This is a genomic window from Shewanella sp. MR-4, from assembly GCF_000014685.1.
In the GTDB taxonomy this organism is placed as follows: domain Bacteria; phylum Pseudomonadota; class Gammaproteobacteria; order Enterobacterales; family Shewanellaceae; genus Shewanella.
On the sequence record NC_008321.1, the window covers coordinates 4,447,806 to 4,467,243 of the forward strand.

The 19,438-nt window shown below is 48.5% G+C and carries 16 protein-coding genes; 12 read left to right on the plus strand and 4 right to left on the minus strand.

Translation table 11 applies throughout. The annotated features are described in order from the left end of the window. Positions 1-14 precede the first annotated feature (14 nt). From fdh3B (SHEWMR4_RS19435) to SHEWMR4_RS19460, 6 genes are all read left to right on the plus strand, one after another. On the plus strand, positions 15-611 hold the full coding sequence (gene fdh3B, locus SHEWMR4_RS19435) for a formate dehydrogenase FDH3 subunit beta (protein ID WP_007651894.1): 597 nt from the start codon (positions 15-17) through the stop codon (positions 609-611). A gap of 49 nt (positions 612-660) precedes the next feature. Beyond that, positions 661-1,689, plus strand: coding sequence for a formate dehydrogenase subunit gamma (locus tag SHEWMR4_RS19440; RefSeq protein ID WP_011624443.1), 1,029 nt, complete (start codon positions 661-663; stop codon positions 1,687-1,689). Between the two features lie 378 nt (positions 1,690-2,067). After that, entirely contained in the window at positions 2,068-2,268 is a 201-nt protein-coding gene (locus SHEWMR4_RS19445) for a twin-arginine translocation signal domain-containing protein (RefSeq protein WP_011624444.1), read from the plus strand. 17 nt (positions 2,269-2,285) lie between these two features. After that, a complete protein-coding gene (locus SHEWMR4_RS19450) occupies positions 2,286-5,138 on the plus strand; it encodes a molybdopterin-dependent oxidoreductase (RefSeq protein WP_011624445.1) in 2,853 nt (950 codons plus the stop codon). Between the two features lie 29 nt (positions 5,139-5,167). After that, positions 5,168-5,737: a formate dehydrogenase FDH3 subunit beta gene (gene fdh3B, locus SHEWMR4_RS19455; RefSeq protein ID WP_011624446.1), complete on the plus strand. Its 570-nt coding sequence runs from the start codon at positions 5,168-5,170 to the stop codon at positions 5,735-5,737. 76 nt (positions 5,738-5,813) lie between these two features. Further along, a complete protein-coding gene (locus tag SHEWMR4_RS19460; protein ID WP_011624447.1) occupies positions 5,814-6,797 on the plus strand; it encodes a formate dehydrogenase subunit gamma in 984 nt (327 codons plus the stop codon). Positions 6,798-6,877: 80 nt separating this feature from the next. Here SHEWMR4_RS19460 and SHEWMR4_RS19465 read toward each other — a convergent pair whose 3' ends face one another. Then, positions 6,878-8,935, minus strand: coding sequence for a TonB-dependent receptor (locus tag SHEWMR4_RS19465; protein ID WP_011624448.1), 2,058 nt, complete (start codon positions 8,933-8,935; stop codon positions 6,878-6,880). A 559-nt stretch (positions 8,936-9,494) separates the two neighbouring features. Here SHEWMR4_RS19465 and SHEWMR4_RS19470 point away from each other — a divergent pair. After that, the gene (locus tag SHEWMR4_RS19470) at positions 9,495-11,078 is read left to right on the plus strand and encodes a methyl-accepting chemotaxis protein (RefSeq protein ID WP_011624449.1); all 1,584 of its coding nucleotides are present in this window, start codon (positions 9,495-9,497) and stop codon (positions 11,076-11,078) included. A 503-nt stretch (positions 11,079-11,581) separates the two neighbouring features. Here the strand turns inward: SHEWMR4_RS19470 and SHEWMR4_RS19480 are convergent. Then, entirely contained in the window at positions 11,582-12,511 is a 930-nt protein-coding gene (locus SHEWMR4_RS19480; protein WP_011624450.1) for a bile acid:sodium symporter family protein, read from the minus strand. A gap of 386 nt (positions 12,512-12,897) precedes the next feature. Here SHEWMR4_RS19480 and SHEWMR4_RS19485 point away from each other — a divergent pair, with 386 nt between their 5' ends. From SHEWMR4_RS19485 to SHEWMR4_RS19500, 4 genes are all read left to right on the plus strand, one after another. Next, positions 12,898-14,235, plus strand: a complete 1,338-nt coding sequence (locus SHEWMR4_RS19485; RefSeq protein ID WP_011624451.1) for a coproporphyrinogen III oxidase family protein — start codon at positions 12,898-12,900, stop codon at positions 14,233-14,235. A 115-nt stretch (positions 14,236-14,350) separates the two neighbouring features. Continuing rightward, entirely contained in the window at positions 14,351-14,584 is a 234-nt protein-coding gene (locus SHEWMR4_RS19490) for a hypothetical protein (RefSeq protein ID WP_011624452.1), read from the plus strand. A gap of 28 nt (positions 14,585-14,612) precedes the next feature. Then, entirely contained in the window at positions 14,613-15,548 is a 936-nt protein-coding gene (locus SHEWMR4_RS19495; RefSeq protein WP_011624453.1) for a DUF4424 domain-containing protein, read from the plus strand. Between the two features lie 176 nt (positions 15,549-15,724). Then, complete coding sequence (locus SHEWMR4_RS19500) at positions 15,725-16,597, plus strand: patatin family protein (RefSeq protein ID WP_011624454.1); 873 nt, start codon at positions 15,725-15,727, stop codon at positions 16,595-16,597. On the opposite strand, the gene SHEWMR4_RS19505 is transcribed toward SHEWMR4_RS19500, so the two are convergent. After that, complete coding sequence (locus tag SHEWMR4_RS19505; protein ID WP_011624455.1) at positions 16,590-17,525, minus strand: LysR family transcriptional regulator; 936 nt, start codon at positions 17,523-17,525, stop codon at positions 16,590-16,592. The genes SHEWMR4_RS19500 and SHEWMR4_RS19505 overlap by 8 nt on opposite strands. Then, on the minus strand, positions 17,526-18,380 hold the full coding sequence (locus tag SHEWMR4_RS19510; protein WP_011624456.1) for a DMT family transporter: 855 nt from the start codon (positions 18,378-18,380) through the stop codon (positions 17,526-17,528). A 197-nt stretch (positions 18,381-18,577) separates the two neighbouring features. Here SHEWMR4_RS19510 and trmL point away from each other — a divergent pair, with 197 nt between their 5' ends. Further along, a complete protein-coding gene (gene trmL / locus SHEWMR4_RS19515; RefSeq protein WP_011624457.1) occupies positions 18,578-19,042 on the plus strand; it encodes a tRNA (uridine(34)/cytosine(34)/5-carboxymethylaminomethyluridine(34)-2'-O)-methyltransferase TrmL in 465 nt (154 codons plus the stop codon). Positions 19,043-19,438: the final 396 nt, after the last annotated feature.

Consider the following 19,438-nt stretch of genomic DNA (forward strand, 5'->3'; position numbering starts at 1 on the left):
GGAGATAAGCCATTATGGCAGTCATGAAATTTTTGTGTGACACCAAACGCTGCATCGAGTGTAACGGCTGCGTCACAGCATGTAAAAACGAAAACGACTCCGCACTTGAGTGGGGTATTCAACGTCGCCGCGTGGTGACGATTAACGATGGTCAACCGGGTGAAGCATCGATTTCAGTAGCATGTATGCACTGTACCGACGCTCCTTGCATGGCCGTATGTCCGGCAGATTGTTTCTACCGTACCGACGATGGCATTGTGCTACACAACAAAGATACCTGTATCGGTTGTGGCTACTGCTTCTATGCCTGTCCGTTTGGTGCACCACAATTTCCGAAGAAAACCGCCTTCGGTAGCCGCGGTAAAATGGACAAGTGTACTTTCTGTGCCGGTGGCCCAGAAGAAACCTTCTCCGAAGCCGAGCACAAGAAATACGGTGCAAACCGTATTGCTGAAGGCAAGCTACCTATGTGTGCTGAGCTTTGTTCAACCAAAGCGCTGCTTGCGGGTGATGCGGAAGTGGTATCAAACATCTACCGTCAACGTATGGCCTCTCGAGGCAATCCTAACGTGATTTGGGGCTACAACCCAAAGACCGGTGAGATTAACTAAGCAGAGTGAAGGTTAGGGAGTCATCCCTAACCTCTGGCAAGGAGTGAAAATGTTAAACAAACAGTTAAACAAATCACTGCGCAGTCTGTTTGCTCTGATGGTACTCGTGATGGGATTGGGCCTAGGTTCAGTAATGAGCGCAAGCCCAGTACAGGCAAGTGATCAGCAATCGAGTCAACAACAGGCGAAAGCGCAAACCAGCGAAGCCGATCTGTGGCGCGCGGTAAAGTCGGGTGAAACTGGCTATACCACAGCCAAAGGGGTCGAAACTGGGGTGTTGATTAACGTTGCCGGTAACCAAGGTAAAGAACTGAGAAACCAATACATCACCCCGATTATGGCCTTGGCTGTAACGGGTGTGTTTGGTGCTTTCTTACTGTTTTACCTGGTGAATGGTCCTTCAAGACTCAGCCACGGCTTTTCAGGCAAGATGGTAGCACGTTGGTCTAAGGCGGATCTGTGGATCCACTGGATCATGGCAATTAGCTGTCTCACGCTGATGTTTACCGGCTTAACCATTATGCTCGGTAAGCATGTTGTGCAAGAACTGCTAGGGCCGGACATCTGGGCACCGCTGATCTACGGCAGTAAAACCGTGCACGACTGGGCAGGCCCCATCTTTATCATGGCGTGGATTGTCTGCGTGGTGAAATGGATGCCGCTACAAACCTTTAAAATGTACGATCTTAAATGGTTCCTAGTGGTCGGTGGCTATATCAACTTTGGTCCATTCAAAGGTAAACACCCTGACAGTGGTTTTGCTAACGCCGGTGAAAAAATGTGGTTCTGGACACTGACCCTATTCGGGCTGTTTATCAGTGTCTCTGGCATCATGTTGGTATTGCCCGGCTTAGACCTGCCCCGTGAAGCCTCGATGGGCGCGCTGCTGATCCACTCGATCAGTGCCGTTATCCTGATTGCCTTTACCATAGTGCATATCTGGATGGCAACCGTACTCAGTGAAGGTGGTATGGAGTGTATGAAGTCAGGCTATTGTGATGAGAACTGGGCTATCCAGCACCACAATTTATGGTATGACGAAATCAAGGCCAACGGCAGTCTGCGTTATAAAGACTAACTAAAGCGTGATGCTTTAATCTGATAAAAACACCTCGCACTGCGGGGTGTTTTTTTACCCTTAAACCACTCATAAATCATTAACAAGTGCTTTATTTTCATCCGAAAAGCGACCGATTTTTCGCGATCACACAAGTGCAGAAACCATGAGCGAGTTAACGCTTTTGCATCGCAGTCCCTGCTTGTCCGGTCACAAACTGTTCTAGATCAAATCCTACTCAATCTATTCCTACTATATTGCCCTCACGCGCGATGATTAACGGCAAGCAAGATGATTTCATTATCTTTTCCACCTCTAATCTTCACTTTTTGATAACAAGCTCAATCCCTCGAAAAGTCGCGCCATCCAAGAACCATAACCCCTCATTCAGGAGTCAGCATGAAGCAACAACCTAGCGATTTATCTCGCCGTTCTTTGCTTAAAGCACTCACCGTTGGCAGCGTTGCCGGCGCCGCAATTGCCGCTACCGGCATGAGCGCAGCCCAAGCCAGCGAGAGCAGCAAGGTAACAACCAAAGAGCCTAAGGGTTACCACGAAACTGCGCACATTATCAGCTATTACGATAGCCTGCGTAGCTAATCTAGGAGAAGTCAGCGATGAAGTTAACTCGCAAGTCCGATGTCGCCCAAGTGGCCGACAAACCGACGTTAGGCATTAGCCGTCGTCAATTTATGAAGCAAGCAGGTATTACTACCGGTGGTATCGCAGCAGCTTCTCTGATGGGTACTGGCATGATGCGCCGCGCAGAAGCCAAAGATGTGCCACACGACGCGCCGATCGAAGTTAAACGTACGATTTGTAGTGCCTGTGCTGTGGGTTGTGGTCTGTATGCCGAAGTGCAAAATGGTGTGTGGACGGGTCAAGAACCTGCATTCGATCACCCATTCAATGCTGGCGGTCACTGCGCTAAGGGTGCTGCACTGCGTGAGCATGGCCACGGTGAAAAACGCCTGAAATACCCAATGAAATTGGTTGATGGTAAGTGGAAAAAAATCTCTTGGGAAGATGCGATTAACGAAGTGGGCGACCAAATGCTCAACATTCGTAAAGAATCAGGCCCAGACTCAGTGTACTTCATGGGTAGCGCTAAGTTCTCTAACGAAGGCTGCTATATGTACCGCAAACTGGCGGCCATGTGGGGCACAAACAACGTCGACCACTCAGCTCGTATTTGTCACTCTACCACGGTAGCCGGTGTTGCTAACACTTGGGGTTACGGTGCGCAAACTAACTCTTTCAACGACATTCAGAATGCCAATGCCATCTTCCTGATCGGGGCCAACCCAGCAGAAGCGCATCCAGTATCTATGCAGCACATTCTGATCGCTAAAGAGAAAAACAACGCGAAAATCATCGTTGTTGACCCACGTTTCTCTCGCACTGCGGCGCACTCAGATCTGCACTGCGCGATTCGTCCAGGTACTGACATTCCCTTTATCTACGGTATGTTATGGCACATTTTCGAAAACGGTTGGGAAGATAAGACCTTTATCCAACAACGCGTATTTGAGATGGAAACCATCCGCGAAGAAGCGAAAAAATTCCCACCTAAAGAAGTGGCAAATATCACTGGCGTAAGTGAAGAAGTCATTTATCAAGCCGCGAAACTGATGGCGGAAAACCGTCCAGGTACCGTGATTTGGTGTATGGGTGGTACTCAACACCACGTCGGTAACGCTAACACCCGTGCTTACTGTATTCTGCAATTAGCCTTAGGCAACATGGGCGTTTCTGGCGGCGGTACTAACATTTTCCGTGGCCACGACAACGTACAAGGCGCGACCGACTTAGGTCTGCTGTTCGATAACCTACCAGGTTACTACGGTTTAACCTCAGCCGCTTGGACTCACTGGACCCATGTGTGGGATCTAGATATGGAGTGGGTGAAGAGCCGCTTCGATCAAAACGCCTATTTAGGCAAAGATCCAATGACCACCCCTGGTATTCCTTGTTCTCGCTGGCACGATGGCGTGTTAGAAGACAAGAGCAAGCTGGCACAGAAAGACAATATCCGTATGGCCTTCTTCTGGGGTCAATCGGTCAACACTGAAACCCGTCAACGTGAAGTGCGTGATGCTTTAGACAAGATGGACACAGTAGTGGTTGTCGACCCATTCCCAACCATGGCGGGTGTGATGCACCGTCGTAAGAATGGCGTGTATCTGTTACCTGCTGCGACTCAGTTTGAAACTCAAGGTTCAGTGTCTAACTCAGGCCGTTCTATCCAATGGCGTGAGCAGGTTATCCAACCTTTATTCGAGTCAAAAACCGACATCGAAATTATGTACCGTTTAGCGCAAAAACTCGGTATTGCCGAGCAATACACTAAACGCATCGCCAAAGAAAACGGCTTACCGGTTATCGAAGAGATCACCCGCGAAATCAACCGCGGCATGTGGACCATCGGTATGACAGGTCAAAGCCCTGAGCGTATCAAGCTGCACACCCAAAACTGGGGCACTTTCAGCAACAAGACGCTCGAAGCCGTCGGCGGCCCAGCGAAGGGCGAAACCTACGGTTTACCTTGGCCATGTTGGGGCACACCAGAAGCTAAACACCCTGGTACCCAAATTCTGTATAACCAATCCAAACACGTTAAAGACGGCGGCGGTAACTTCCGCGCTCGTTACGGCGTTGAATACAATGGCAAAAACCTACTGGCTGAAGGCTCTTTCTCTAAAGGTGCCGAGATCCAAGACGGTTACCCAGAATTTACCGACAAGCTGCTGAAGCAACTCGGTTGGTGGGATGACCTGACTGCGGAAGAAAAAGCCGAAGCTGAAGGCCGCAACTGGAAGACAGACTTGTCAGGCGGCATAGTGCGCGTGGCAATCAAGCACGGTTGTATTCCATTTGGTAACGCTAAAGCCCGTTGTATTGTTTGGACTTTCCCAGACCAAGTGCCAGTTCACCGCGAGCCGTTATACACAGCACGCCGTGACTTAGTGGCTAAATACCCAACCTACGACGATATGCAAGTTCATCGTCTGCCAACACTGTACAAGTCAATCCAAGAGAAAGACTTCAGCGGCAAGTACCCACTGGTACTGACCTCTGGTCGTTTAGTGGAATACGAAGGTGGTGGTGAAGAATCTCGTTCTAACCCATGGCTGGCTGAGCTTCAACAGGAAATGTTTGTTGAAATCAACCCAGGTGACGCAGCCGACCGCGGTATCCGCAACGGTGAGTTTGTGTGGTTAGAGGGCGCCGAAGGTGGCCGCATTAAAGTACAAGCCATGGTAACACCACGCGTTAAACCAGGTGTGACCTTTATGCCATACCACTTTGCGGGTGTGATGCACGGTGAAAGCTTAGCGCCTAACTATCCTGAGGGCACTGTGCCTTACGTTATCGGTGAATCCGCTAACACGGCACTGACCTATGGTTATGACCCTGTGACTCAAATGCAGGAAACCAAAGCGTCGCTCTGTCAGATCGTTAAAGCGTAAGTGCAGCTTAAGCTAGGAGAATTGCCACTATGGCTACAATGAAATTTTTGTGTGACACCAAGCGCTGCATCGAATGTAACGGCTGTGTCACCGCATGTAAAAACGAAAACGATTCCGCTCTCGAGTGGGGTATTCAACGCCGCCGCGTAGTAACTATCAACGATGGTCAACCCGGTGAAGCTTCAATCTCTGTCGCCTGTATGCATTGCTCAGACGCGCCATGTATGGCGGTTTGCCCAGCAAACTGCTTCTACAAAACCGAAGACGGCATTGTGCTACACAACAAAGATGCCTGTATTGGTTGCGGTTATTGCTTGTACGCCTGTCCATTTGGCGCACCACAGTTCCCGAAAAAAGGTGCCTTTGGTAGCCGCGGTAAGATGGATAAATGTACCTTCTGTGCCGGCGGGCCAGAAGAAAACCACTCAGAGGCAGAGCGCCAAAAGTACGGTTCAAACCGTATTGCCGAAGGCAAACTGCCAATGTGCGCAGAACTATGTGCGACTAAGGCCCTGTTAGCGGGTGATGCAGAAGTGGTTTCTAGCATCTTCCGTGAGCGTGTGGCTTACCGTGGCGCTAAAAACGCGGCTTGGAATTAATTCAGGTCACAGGATCTGTCCACAGACTTAGCTTGGCGCCTGCTAGCAGGCGCCACTAAGCGAGAGAGGATGTATGATGAACAAATGGTTCAAACACATAGGTTTAGCCATAGCACTGCTATTTAGTGCCGTGTGTCTAGCCAATGGTGGTGATGAACAGGCGCTCCAACCTCAAGCCTCTGATGCCCAAATTTGGGCACAGCTGAAGGACGGCGCCACGGGATACACTACCTCCCAAAGCGAGTTCCACGCACAACCGATCAATACCTACGATCTGCGTGTGCTGGAGCTGCGTAGCGACTGGTTGGCGCCGGCCTTAATGGCAGCGTTATTCGGCATGATCATTATCTTTGTCTTATTTATCAAGGTGAACGGCATCTCCAAGCTACACCATGGTTTTTCAGGCAAGTTAGTGCATCGCTGGTCAAAGTTTGACGTTTCAATCCACTGGTTAGGTGCGATCCCGTGCTTAATGTTGATTTTAACGGGCTTAACCTTATTAGCGGGTCGTTTCTTCTTCCAACCTTGGTTGGGCGAAGGCATCTGGGAAGCCATCGTTTATGGCGCTAAACAAATCCACGATGTGATGGCGATTCCGTTTATGATCGGCTGGGCATTGATGACAGTGTTATGGGCGAAGAACCAGCTGCCAAAAATGTACGACGTGAAGTGGTTCCTCGTTGTGGGTGGTTACATCAACTTTGGTCCCTTCAAAGGTAAGCACCCTGACGCAGGTTTTGCTAACGCCGGTGAAAAAATGTGGTTCTGGGCCTTTGCCCTGTTTGGGTTAGTGATTTCAGCCTCGGGCATGTTGTTACTGTTCCCAAATCTTTTCGAACCAAGCCGCACCTTAAGCTTAATCGCGCTGGTATTGCACTCAGTGAGCGCTATCGTGATCTGCGCCTTCTCTATCGTGCATATCTTCATGGCAACGGTAATGTCTGAAGGAGGTATGGAGTGTATGGTGTCTGGTTATTGTGATGAAAACTGGGCAACCCAACACCACAACCTGTGGTACGACGAAATCAAAGCTAACGGCACTTTGAAATATAAAGAGTAAAAGTCGCTGAAAACACAAAACCTCCACAGCATGCTGTGGAGGTTTTTTTATGGGTAAAATAAGTGCGTTAAATCGAGCGCTTAGAAGCGGTACATCACAGAGACACCCAGATTTCTTGGGTCGATAATCGCCGCATAACCATCGGGATAACTGCGGCTGGCAGGTTCATTTACCGTCAAGGCTTGCTCATCAAACAGGTTGTTTACAAAGCCGCTGATTCTCCAGCTATCGGTTTGATAATCGAGGCTTAAGCGGGCAACGACATAATCGCCAGCCACCCGTGATTCGGTATTATTAATATCCGCATAATACTCACCCACATAGTTACCTGAAAAACCAAAAGAAAATGCATCGCCCAACCAATATTTTAAGCCCGCATTGGCGGTCACATGCGGCGCCGAGTTCAGCTGATTGCCGATAATGTCACCATAGCTAGGATCCGCTTGCTTGATTTCACTATCAAGTAAACCTACGCCCGAAATAAACTGCAGATTTTCGGTGAGCATGGCGCTGAATTCAGCCTCAATACCATAACTGACCGCTTTATCGATATTGGTAATTTTGCGGGCGCTGTTAGAGGCTTGGTAACCTTCGAAATCGTTGTAGAAGAGGTTGGCATTAAAGTTAACATCGCCATCCATAAACGCGCTGCGACTGCTGATTTCATAGGTATTAACGTACTCTTTGTCGTAGTAGTAATACTCACTTTCGGCTAACGACAACGCACCGCCGCCCGAGTTATAACCGCGACGCACGCTGGCCGCCAAAGTTGTGCTGTCATTCAGCGCATATTGCAGCACTAACTTCGGCAGGGTAACGGTATTGGCATTATCGAGTTTTTCCTGCAATTGACTGCCTTGATAGAGCATATTGAAGTTACGCAATTGCTCCTCACGCATCACGCGGCCACCGAATGTGACCCAGAGTGATTCGGCAAGGCCATAGGTCATCTCACCATAAATAGAGGTGGACTCAGTGCTATCATCCCCACTGTAGACAGAGCTGCCAGTACTACCAAAATCTTGATCGCGTTTAAAATAGGCTAAACCCACAAAGCCATTGAAATCTTTATCTTTTAGACCAAAGCTATACTTACCATCGACAGTGTAACTCTGGTCGTTCATATCCACATATTGCTGCGCCGTGGCAAGGGCCTCATAGGATTCAAAGCCCCAGTCATAATCCATATAAGCGACGATGAGATCGAAGGCGCGGCCTTCACCAAGGTCATAATCGACTTTCACTGAGTGAGTCGTGGATTTTGTCTCGATATAACGTTGGAAAATAGGCTTAAACGCCCAAGGATCATCACTGGTAAAATAGTTGCGCCCAGAGTCACCTTTCTCATCATTGTATGAAAAGCTGTAGAGCACTTTGAGATCTTCAATCGCACTCGGCTGCCACAGGAATTTACCGCGCCAGCGATTGGTGATCAGTTCATTGAGGTCAAATGGGACTGGATTTGTCTCATATTCCAAGCCTTTATTGAAGGTATTCCCTGTCACATTTTGTCCGCTCACCCTAAATGCCAGCTCATCATCGAGGATGGGGCCAGAGAGCATAACGGCGCTATCGATAAAGTTATCTTGATTGCGATAACCAACACGAGCCGCACCTTGCCAATCGAAGGTGGGGTCTTCCGTTTTAATAAACACTGTGCCACCAATGCTGTTACGACCGTTAATCGTCGATTGCGGGCCGCGGTACACCTCAATTTGTTGGATATCCCACAGGCCAGTATCACCAGTAAGATCGGCCACAAAAGGTTCAGCAACGCCATCGACTAAGGTGGATACCCGTGCTCGAGCACCGCCGGTAAAAGAGTTAAATCCCGAGGCTGAACCATTACCTGAAACCCCACGGATATCCGGCACAGATCCCGTAAGCACCACCACGTTAGGCACTTCAGATAAGGCACTCGAGGTGGATTGATATTGACCGCTGTCGAGCGCGTCTTTATCGATAACCGAAATAGAGGAAGTCGTATCCTTAAGGCTACGCTCAATTTTCTCACCATAAACAGTAATTTTTTCAATCGGTTCAGAAGATTCTGCGTCCACAGCAGCGTAAGCTGATGACATCACTAAACTCGAAACCATTACTGCAATTGCACTTTTCTTAAACGCCCTGCATTCCATAAAAACCTCGACAGCACTCATTGATAAACGGTGTTAGCTTGAAATGCCGACAATCTACATTAAAACAACCTTAAATCCAAATGATAACCAATATCATTTGCATTCAGAGTATAACTTTGTGACTAACCGCAAATTCGCGGGAGATGGTAGGCATAAGATAGGATGAGGAATAAACACCACAGACATTGATAGAGCGAACAAAATTCAATTTCAAAACATCAACACGCCATAGATACATTTATAAACATTTGTGTGTTTTGCGATCCGCCTCACAATCGCCTTTGGCGCTGTTAATAGGCTGTATAGTGACTGCTACGCCTGCTTTATTTTCACCATGAAAATCAATCAGCTGAAATTTTATTGAATTTTAATTACACAAATTATAGCAACCAGTACGCTATTCAAAATTAACACAATGAACACAACCTCTTTTAAAACATTGAATTGCGATAAAACCGTTCATAATATCACCTTGCAGTTGTATGAATCCAAGCGTTAAAATGACCTCGATATGTAATTTAATTACATCCCTTCTTGATTTATACCCCAGCAGGCCACCATGTTTAACAATGCAAAAACCAGCACATTGACGGCGCTGCCCTCAGTGTTTGCGAGTATTTTATTGATCATTATCGGCATTTCCTCCTATCGGGGCTTTGCCGAACTCAATGACACCAGCAGCAGACTTGTCAACAATACCCAGCTCGCAGAGACTTTCACGAGTGTGCGAGAATCGTTTTTCGAGTTGCGCTTAGCGACATTAGTCCATAACAGCGATGCCATCAGTACACAGCAACGCAATGTGCAGCAGCTCATTGAAAAACTCGAAGACTTTAATACCGATTTTATGGGGCAAGATGCCAGAACGATCCGCACGCTATTACCGCAAATTGAGCAATATGTGCGTCTATATCAGCAAGAAATCGCCTACGCCAAACAAACTGGCACAGAGCCAGAACTTACACGCGAGCGCGGGGCTCTTGGTCCCAAGGTAAGTCATGAGATTAATCAATTAGTTAAGTTGATCACTCAACGCAACCATGAACTGGGTAAACAGGCAGAAGATAAAGTAAACGCCACCGAGGCATTGCTCCTTGGCCTAATCCTAATTGCGATTGTCGCTTCCTTACTAAGCGCCTTCTTTATGAGCAGACGTTTGGTCAATATCGTTAATCAAATCAAACGCGTTGTTGAGCGCCTTGCCGATGGCGATCTGACTCAGAAGACCCAAATCAGCGGTCAAAACGAACTGTGTTCGCTCGGCGCCGATCTCGACCGAGTCATTGACCATTTGCGTCATATGATTTCCGATATTGCCCAGGCCTCTGAACATATGTCGGATCAAATTGGTCAGCTTAATGTGCAGTCCAACGCCAATACCCATGCATTGCAAACCCACGCGGTAGAAACCGACCAAGTGGTTACGGCCATGACCGAAATGAGTGCTACTGCCCATAACGTTGCCGGTGATGCCGCCTCTGCTGCACGCTTTACCCAGCAGGCAAATGAACAGGCGGATAAGTCGAAAAAAGCGGTCGAACAAGCGGCAAATACTGTTATCGCCTTGGTTGGTAAGGTCGATACCGCCGCCCACACCATAGCGGAAATGAATGAAAACACTCGCCATATCGCCACTATCTTAGGTGTGATTGGAGATATTGCCGACCAAACCAACTTACTCGCCCTTAACGCCGCCATCGAAGCCGCCCGCGCTGGCGAACAAGGCCGAGGCTTTGCCGTCGTCGCCGATGAAGTACGCGCCCTAGCCGCTCGCACCCAAGCGAGCACGGCCGAGATCAATCAAATGTTAGAACGCCTACGCACAGGTGCTAACAGCGCCGTTAATGCGATGGATGAGACAAAACAGAGTTGCCAAGATGCAGCGGACACCACTACGCTGGTGACTGAAAGCCTTGAAACCTTAACGACCTATGTATTTGATATTAATGGATTGAGCAATCAAATCGCCACCGCCGCCGAAGAACAAAGCGCCGTGAGTGAAGAGATTAATCGTAACTTGAATACCATTCGCGAAATGGTAGATGAACTGAATCAAAGCGGTAAAGCAACCCTCAATAGCGCAACCTCTTTGGCCGCCACGAAAGAACAGCTAACAGGCGTAGTCTCGCATTTTAGACTCTAATTCGAGTCAGCTAAGTCGTTACAATGGCCTAATATCGCAAGATGTTAGGCCAAACTTTTTTAGAGCTATGCATAAAGCCTTAAATAAACATCTAATGGCTTTCTTCAGCACCTAGCTATAATCTAGCCCATAAATACTTAACAGCTAATCAAAGCTATGACAGATATCCTAAAGACAAAGTCGATGTACCTCGCTATAGGCATGCTTATTGGGGTCGTTATTGGCTTTCTCTCACTATGGATAAGCAATTTGTTTATAGCGATAGCATCCATTCTTGGTTGGTTAGTGCTAATGGCTGGCGTGCCTTCCTCTAATAGTCACCAAGTTCGGATAGCGTTCTTCTTTATATTCGTCAGCCTATTACCCGTCTCGTGGGGAATTTACACAACTGCCAATTAATCTCGTATTCACCGCACTAGCGGCGATAAGGGTTTCGATCGCACGATAAGTGGATGAAGTGATGACCGCATGCTTTAGCAATAAAATAGAAGCCATAACAGGAATTACTCAACTTCCTCGCTCTGTTTCTTCTGCTCTAAGCTCGCCCAATATCCTGCCAGCAGGGCGCCTGAAAGGTTATGCCAGATCGAGAAAATTGCGCTAGGGACAGCGGAGAGCGGGCTAAAAAACTTGATGCATAATGCGGTCGCAAGGCCTGAGTTTTGCAGCCCTACCTCAATCGAAATGGTTTTACACACTGTATGGTTAAAGCCGAGCAAGCGGCAGCAGGTATAACCCAAGGCGAGTCCCACACCATTATGTAGAAACACCGCGAGTAAAATCACAGGCCCCACCTGCGAAAATTGCCCTGCATTTAGGGCCACAATAATGCAGATGGCCAGTACAATCGCCACGATAGAAATGATGGGCAATGCAGGGGCTAGTTTAGCCACCTGCGGTTTAAAGAAGTGATTCAACACCACACCCACAGTCACAGGGACAAGCACGATTTTAACGAGGCTGACTAGCATATCCATTAAAGGAATAGCGACCATCTCACCGATTAATAGCTCAATAATCAAGGGTGTGAGTACCACACCCGCTAAGGTCGATAGCGCAGTCATAGTGATAGATAAGGCGACATCGCCCTTGGCCAAATAGCAAATCACGTTCGATGCCGTACCACCCGCCACACTCCCCACCAGCACCATGCCTATGGTCAATTCCCGATTGAGTCCTAATAGCAAACTAATGGCTAAGGCGCTTAAGGGCATCAGAGTAAATTGCAAGATTAAGCCTGTGATAACGGCACGTTTCTGTTTGAATGCATTGGCAAAATCCCGCACATCTAAGGTCAATCCCATGGATAACATAATCACCACCAGCAACGGCACTATGCTGGTTTTCAATCCGCTAAACCATGCGGGCATCAAATACGCCGTACCCGTCCCAAGTAAGGCAAATAGCGGAAAAAAGCGGTTGATATTAACCAATGGGGATCCTCCAAGATTTCAGGCAGTTTGGGGAGATTAAGCAATGTCCGCAGGGATAATGACAGCCAGATACCCTCAGTACAAGTCAAAATGCCCACAAGTAAGAAGCTCAACTTTTTATCATTTCAGTCTTTCGATTGAGCACTAAAGTTAATCGCTCAAATTCAATAACAAACAGCCAAAAACCTCAGTAAATATGCATCTATGTTTACTAAAACATGATCTGCTTAACAAAAAGCCAGTGATTTCCTTGTTAGGAAACCGTAACTTATAACCAGTTCACGTTTTGCTTACTCCATACGAGGTAGTCTAATTGCGCTAGGTGGTCGTGAATTACCTAAAGCAATTTCGGTGTTTACGGTTAGCACTCTCAGATAGGAATCGTTATGTCTTCAGTTATTCAAACGCTCAATGGCGCGATCGCAACGCCTTATCAAGCGAATATTACCGTCCCTAACTGGATGCTCAGCTCGATGGAACGAGTCATGCAGTATTATGTCGATAAGAATCTTCGCCTCGATACGCTCTCCGCCGACATCATGCCCGCTCCGGTCGAAGGTAAAAAGTACATGCTTTATGCCCATGTGCCCTTCTGCCATACCTTGTGTTCTTACTGTACCTTCCACCGTTTTATGTTTAAGGAAGACAAGGCGCGCGCTTACTTTATCTCTCTGCGTAAAGAGATGGAGATGGTCAAAGCCTTAGGCTATGACTTTGAATCTATGTACATTGGCGGCGGCACCACCACAGTATTAGAAGACGAACTCGCCCGTACCATTGAGCATGCCAAGACCCTATTCCCAAGCATTAAAGAAGTATCTTGCGAGTCGGATCCACAGCATTTAGACAGCCCAGGCTTTAAGCAACTCAAGGGCTTAGTGGATCGTATGTCCATCGGCGTACAAAGCTTTAACGATGACATTTTAAAAATGACCGACCGCCTCGAAAAATTCGGCACAGGTCAGCAAACCTTCGACAAGATCATGGCGGCCAAAGAGCTGTTCCCCATTATCAACGTCGACCTGATTTTTGGCTTCCGCGGTCAAACCGATGAAGTGATCCAGCACGACTTAGACATGGCCTCACGCCTCGACCCCAGACAGATCACCACCTATCCGCTGATGATCACGCACCAAACGCGTAAGAGTGTTAAAGGTAAACTGGCAGCGCCACAGGCGGATATGGCCAACCAATATCGCCAGATCTTAAACCGTTTAAATGGTCAATATAATCAATTGTCTGCATGGGCCTTTGGTAAGGCGAATGACGAAGGCTTCGACGAATATGTTATCGATTACGATGAGTATTTAGGGGTGGGTTCAGGCTCATTTAGCTTCTTGAATGACACTTTATACGTCAACACCTTCTCGCTGCGTAAATACCAAGAGCGGATCGCCGCTGGCAAGATGGGCGTAGAGCAACAGAAAAACTACAGCAAAAAGGATGTGATGCAGTATCGCTTCCTGCTGGGGATGTTCTCTGGCCGTCTATCGCGCAAATACTTCCGCGAAACCTTTGGCGTTAACTTAGACACAGCCCTGTTTAAGGAAATGACCTCGATGAAACTGATTGGCGCCATCAAGAACGACCCCACAGATCCCGATAATCTGATCATCACAGATAACGGTAAGATGATGGGCCTGTTAATGATGAAAGAGTTCTACGCCGGCATGGATAACGTGCGCGCCCAATTGCGTAAGCCACTCAAGCCCTGCGATATGTAAATATCGGTTGAACCACAAAAGGCCCATGATGGGCCTTTTTGTTAGCGCCATTTCAGGCTACGCTTGCCACCACTCACGCATGAGTCTATCACCCAGTAATAAAGGAGTATTCGTTATGGGTTTTAATGAGCAAGAAAGACAAGCACTACTCGCCGTTAAGGGCGTTGGCCCGACTGTCATTAAACGCTTTGAAGAAATCGGTATTAGCTCACTCGCGCAGTTGGCCGAGCATGAGGTCGAAGATATCGCCAACCTAGTCGCCAGCATGCTACGCACCACTTGTTGGAAGAACAGCCCACAGGCTCGCAATGCCATCGCCGCAGCCATTAAGCTTGCCCGCCGCGCTTAATCCTTTATTGCTATCTTTTGAGATGTTTATGTCAATCCATATTCGCGCCTTAATGGGCGGTTTACTCGCGCTGCTGAGCACAGCAGCCTTCGCCAATGACAGCAGTTTTGGTGATGCTAATGGCTCTATCACCCTTAAATATCAGCCACATATCAGTATGGACAAGGAGTCGCTCTTTATCAGCGAGGCCGAAGTCAAGGTCGATTACCTGTTTACCAACACCAGTTCGCAGGATCTTATCGTCCCCATCGCCTTCCCTATGCCGCCGATGTTTTTTGGCTCCGCCGATCACAGCAGCATCGATAACTTCACCCTCAAAGTAAATGGCAAAACCCAACCAACTGAGCACAGGCTCGTCGCCCAACTTGCCGATAAGACGGATATTTCACAAGAGCTTAAAAAACTCGGCTGGGGCGTAGAAGAAGTCGCTTACTTTGCCGAGTATGGCGAAGTCCCCAAGGGCAAACCCGCGCTCCCCAAGGAATGGCTAGATGGGGACCAACAAATCGCCTTTACCCTGAGTGACTACTTTGTGTGGCAGCAAACCTTTCCCGCAGGTAAAGCCGTTGCCATCAGCCACAGTTATACCCCGAGCCTCCCAACGGGCGTGCCCGATACCGCCAGCAGTATTATCGATACTTACACTGAGCTTGCCTGTTTAGATGAAAGCGCCAAGCAAGGGATTCGTAAGCGAAACCTTATCGTTAAACAAGACGGCGAAGCTCAGGAGATTGGTGTCGAGTGGAGCCACCTTAGCTATATTTTGGTGACGGCCAATAACTGGCAAGGGGCGATTAAGGACTTCAAACTGACGCTGAAAAAATCCCAGCCAACAGATCTCATTAGCTTGTGTTTTGATGGCGAGCTTAAAAAAATCGACCCACTCACCTTTGAGTTTCAGCAAAAGCAGTTCACGCCAACGCAGGATCTCAGCATCCTATTTATCCGTAAACCGGATTACTAAGTGATCTTGAGTGCCATCGCTGTGAGCGCTGGGAGTGCGAGAACCTGACAAGATCAGAATATGCGCCGTTAGTTTGCCCCATCTCAGTTGAAGTTGTGCGCCACCTATAGCGCATTCATTTCTTCCTCGAGCTAGAGTATGCTGTTCTATCCATTCGATTAAACAGTAGTAACGTAATGCAAGATGTGGCCTTAGTGTTAGAGGGCGGCGGCCTGAGGGCAATTTATACCGCCGGTGTGTTAGATGCCTTTTTGCAGCAACAATTGCACTTCCCCTATGTCATTGGTGTATCGGCGGGGGCGATTTATCCCGCTTCTTATGTCTCACGCCAATTTGGCCGCAATTTACAAATTCAGCAGCAATATCTGCGGGATAAGCGCTACATGGGGCTGCGCCACTGGTTAACCACGGGCAATTACGTCAACACCGACTTTACCTATAAGCGCATGGCCTATGAGTTACTGCCTTTTGATTTTAAAACCTTTTTAGGCAGCGGAACCGAGTTTAAGGTCGGGGCGTTTAACTGCCAAACAGGACAAACTGATTACTTTGGCATGGCCGATTTTCAAGAACACGACAAATTGCTCGATGTGCTTATCGCCTCCTCTAGCCTGCCTTTTATGGCCAATCCCTATCGGATAAACCAGCAAACCTACCTCGACGGCGGTATCGCCGCGCCCATTCCGGTAGCGAAGGCGCAGCAAGAGGGCTATAAGCGACAGGTGGTGATCCTGACTCAAGACGCAAACTATCGAAAATCGCCGATGAAGTTCAACTGGTTAGCACGCAAGCGTTATCAAGCTTATCCGGCAGTGGCCGCCGCGCTCAAAGTACGCCACCAACGTTATAACCAATCCCTCGAGGAACTCGCCCAGAGTGTTGCCAGCGGCCATACCTTTGTGATCCGCCCTGCTGCGCCACTTAACCTCTCGCGACTTGACCGCAATATCGATAAAGTGACCGCCGTATATCGCCAAGGGCTGGCCGATGGGCAGGCGATTTTGCCCAAGCTGCAGGCTTGGCTAAACACTGGGGCAGATATCAGTTAGGGAGCGAGGCGCTGACTTTGTTAATAATCAGTTCCCGCAGCCATTTATGGCTGAGATCGTGCTCGAAATGCTTATGCCACATCAGCAGATACGCACCGGGGATCAGTTTAATCGGTGAGGGTAAATACATAAGATCAAACGACTTCATCACCGCCAAGGCATAACGGGAAGGAGCGCAGAGAATCAAATCACTCTGCTCACACAGGGCCAACGCACTCTGGAAGTCGGTCATATTCACCGCAATATCCCGTTTACGCCCTTGGATTTGCAGCACATCGTCTAACAACCAATGTTCCAAACCACCAAAAGCAACCTGTAATTGGCGATAGCTTAAAAAGGTATCGAGATCCCATTCCTGCGATAGTGCAGGATGGTCACGGCGCATCAGGCACACTGTGTAATCCTGAACCAATTCAACATAATGGATATCGTCCGGAATATGGTTTACGTGCATGGGCGAACGTTCATCCCATTCGCGACAACCTATGGCTAGATCGATATCGCAGCGCTGGAGTCTGTCCATGGTATCCAGCCGCCAGGTTTGGCAATTAATGCTCACACCGGGCGCCTGCGCTAAGAGCGAAGGCATAAAGTGTGGGAAGGTCAGCGAATAGGTCGTTTCGACCAGATGCATCCGAAACTGGCGCTGGCTTAAGGCGGGTTCAAAACTGTCTGGCCGGGTAAATTGCGCTAATTGCTGTAAGCATTGACGTAAATCGGGCGCCAGCGACAGTGCCTTGGGCGTCGGCTTGAGGCCGTAGGCGGTGCGCTCGAATAAGGGGTCATCAAACACTTCACGCAGGCGAGTCAATTGCTTGCTCACCGCCGACTGACTCAAATGCAGCCGCGCCGCTGCGGCCGTGACACTCTGCTCCTCGAGGAGAATTTCCAGTACGGGCAGTAAGTTTAAGTCTAAGTGTTTTAACATCTAACCCCTCGCTTTTAAGGGATTCCACCTCAAGTTTTGCGGCAACTTCATCAGCAGTAGCGACAGCAAAATCACTAAAATCCCTGCCCACTGGCGCATATCTAAGGCTTCACCCACAATCAATACGCCTAATGATACGGCAACCACGGGATTGACTAAAGCCACCATCCCCATGATTTCTGGTCCTAAATTTCGCATTGACCAGAGCCAAGCCCAATAAGCCACTGCGGTATTGGCGGTAACCAACCAGATTAACGAGGGAACCACATCCATACTGGGGATCTGTGGCGGCCCCGCCATAAACCAAGCCAGCGGGATCAACATCAATCCCCCCAAGAGTAATTGCCAAGCGGTGAGCACTAAAAAGTCGCCCACATCCCAGCGCTGCATCCAACGGGAAGAAAAGGCAATCAGAGTCGTCGCGCTCAGCATACACAGTACACCAATCGGGTCGAGATCCGCCGAGGGATTCAGTAATAGAATCACGCCACCGAGGCCCATTAAGCCAAGCAGTAACCACTTCATCCCCGGGCGTTTTTTATCAATCAGCCAAGCGAGGATCAAAAAGATTAATGGCAATGTCGCACCCAGCGTGCCCGCAACGGCGCCGGGTAGCCGATAGGCGCCAATAAACAGCAGCGCAAAGAAGGCGCCAATATTACAAAACGCCAGCAAGCTTAATTTAGACCATGCCAGTGTCGGCAAACGTGGGCGCAGCATCAGCAGCAAAATGCCCGCAGGCAGCGCGCGCCAAACCGCCACCCAGTAGGGTGACATATCCTGTAAGTAAAGACTCACCAGTGCATAGGTGGTCCCCCAAAACACGGGGGCGAGTAACGCAATCACAAACGGCATAATGACTTCTTAAAAAGTATCTTGATACTGAGATATATTACTTTGAGAGAATAGAACAGGCAAGTGCTGAGATAAGGTTAATAGGGAGAAAAGAAAAATGGATTCGCGTTTATACTGCTTTAGATATGCGCACGCAGAGCTGCGCTTAAGGCTTGTTTGCCGTATAATCGGGCGTCATTTTTTACAGGCGGGCAAGCATGTTCCATATCGCACTCTATGAGCCAGAAATCGCACCCAACACGGGTAATATCATTCGCCTTTGCGCAAACAACGGCAGCCAACTGCATCTAATTGAGCCACTAGGGTTTGATTTTGAAGAGAAAAAACTGCGCCGCGCGGGCCTAGACTATGCCGATTTAACCAATGTGACTCGCCATAAAAACTTCGATGCCTTCCTCGAAGCCATGGCAGGCAAACGCATTATGGCCTGTACCACTAAGGGCAGCCGCCCTCACACTGAACTCAGTTTTGCCAAGGATGACGTGCTATTATTTGGCCCAGAAACCCGTGGGCTACCTATGCCAATTATCGAGTCGATCCCAACCGAGCAGCGATTACGCATTCCGATGGCGGCCACCAGTCGCAGCCTCAATCTCTCCAATGCCGTGGCGATTATCAGCTACGAAGCCTGGCGTCAGCTCGGGTTTGAAGGCGCAATTTAATAGGTAGGAATACTGATTTGGATTAGGCTGGACTTCACCAGCCAATTTTCCAATCACTCAGCCAAATCATTCAGCCATCCACGCCGAAAGATCGCTTTAACTCAATTCACACCAAAACCAGATAACCTTGCCGCTATGTGTACAGTATGAATTGTCATTGTTACCTCAGTGACACGCCGCCTTTTTATTTAACAAGAGTTATCCCTATAGGCTCGACGGCGGCATCCATGCCGCCAACGGTCACTGGTGCAACAAATGCCAATCTTCACTAACCCTTTCGCTGCTCATTCAGCTAAAAAGGTATTGTCCCTTTTCGAGTTAGAATAAAAATTCATTCATATTTTGATACTACAGATTTCCCCTACTAAAACTTATCTAAAGGGCGTAAAGAAGCCC

What these genes read in the sequence shown, in the direction of transcription:
- SHEWMR4_RS19485 (WP_011624451.1), top strand. Translation starts at nt 12,898, where the DNA reads ATGTCTTCAGTTATTCAAACGCTCAATGGCGCGATCGCAACGCCTTAT.
- SHEWMR4_RS19465 (WP_011624448.1), bottom strand. Translation starts at nt 8,935, where the DNA reads ATGGAATGCAGGGCGTTTAAGAAAAGTGCAATTGCAGTAATGGTTTCG.
- fdh3B (WP_007651894.1), top strand. Translation starts at nt 15, where the DNA reads ATGGCAGTCATGAAATTTTTGTGTGACACCAAACGCTGCATCGAGTGT.
- SHEWMR4_RS19460 (WP_011624447.1), top strand. Translation starts at nt 5,814, where the DNA reads ATGAACAAATGGTTCAAACACATAGGTTTAGCCATAGCACTGCTATTT.
- SHEWMR4_RS19490 (WP_011624452.1), top strand. Translation starts at nt 14,351, where the DNA reads ATGGGTTTTAATGAGCAAGAAAGACAAGCACTACTCGCCGTTAAGGGC.
- SHEWMR4_RS19470 (WP_011624449.1), top strand. Translation starts at nt 9,495, where the DNA reads ATGTTTAACAATGCAAAAACCAGCACATTGACGGCGCTGCCCTCAGTG.
- SHEWMR4_RS19450 (WP_011624445.1), top strand. Translation starts at nt 2,286, where the DNA reads ATGAAGTTAACTCGCAAGTCCGATGTCGCCCAAGTGGCCGACAAACCG.
- SHEWMR4_RS19510 (WP_011624456.1), bottom strand. Translation starts at nt 18,380, where the DNA reads ATGCCGTTTGTGATTGCGTTACTCGCCCCCGTGTTTTGGGGGACCACC.
- SHEWMR4_RS19495 (WP_011624453.1), top strand. Translation starts at nt 14,613, where the DNA reads ATGTCAATCCATATTCGCGCCTTAATGGGCGGTTTACTCGCGCTGCTG.
- fdh3B (WP_011624446.1), top strand. Translation starts at nt 5,168, where the DNA reads ATGGCTACAATGAAATTTTTGTGTGACACCAAGCGCTGCATCGAATGT.
- trmL (WP_011624457.1), top strand. Translation starts at nt 18,578, where the DNA reads ATGTTCCATATCGCACTCTATGAGCCAGAAATCGCACCCAACACGGGT.
- SHEWMR4_RS19505 (WP_011624455.1), bottom strand. Translation starts at nt 17,525, where the DNA reads ATGTTAAAACACTTAGACTTAAACTTACTGCCCGTACTGGAAATTCTC.
- SHEWMR4_RS19440 (WP_011624443.1), top strand. Translation starts at nt 661, where the DNA reads ATGTTAAACAAACAGTTAAACAAATCACTGCGCAGTCTGTTTGCTCTG.
- SHEWMR4_RS19500 (WP_011624454.1), top strand. Translation starts at nt 15,725, where the DNA reads ATGCAAGATGTGGCCTTAGTGTTAGAGGGCGGCGGCCTGAGGGCAATT.
- SHEWMR4_RS19445 (WP_011624444.1), top strand. Translation starts at nt 2,068, where the DNA reads ATGAAGCAACAACCTAGCGATTTATCTCGCCGTTCTTTGCTTAAAGCA.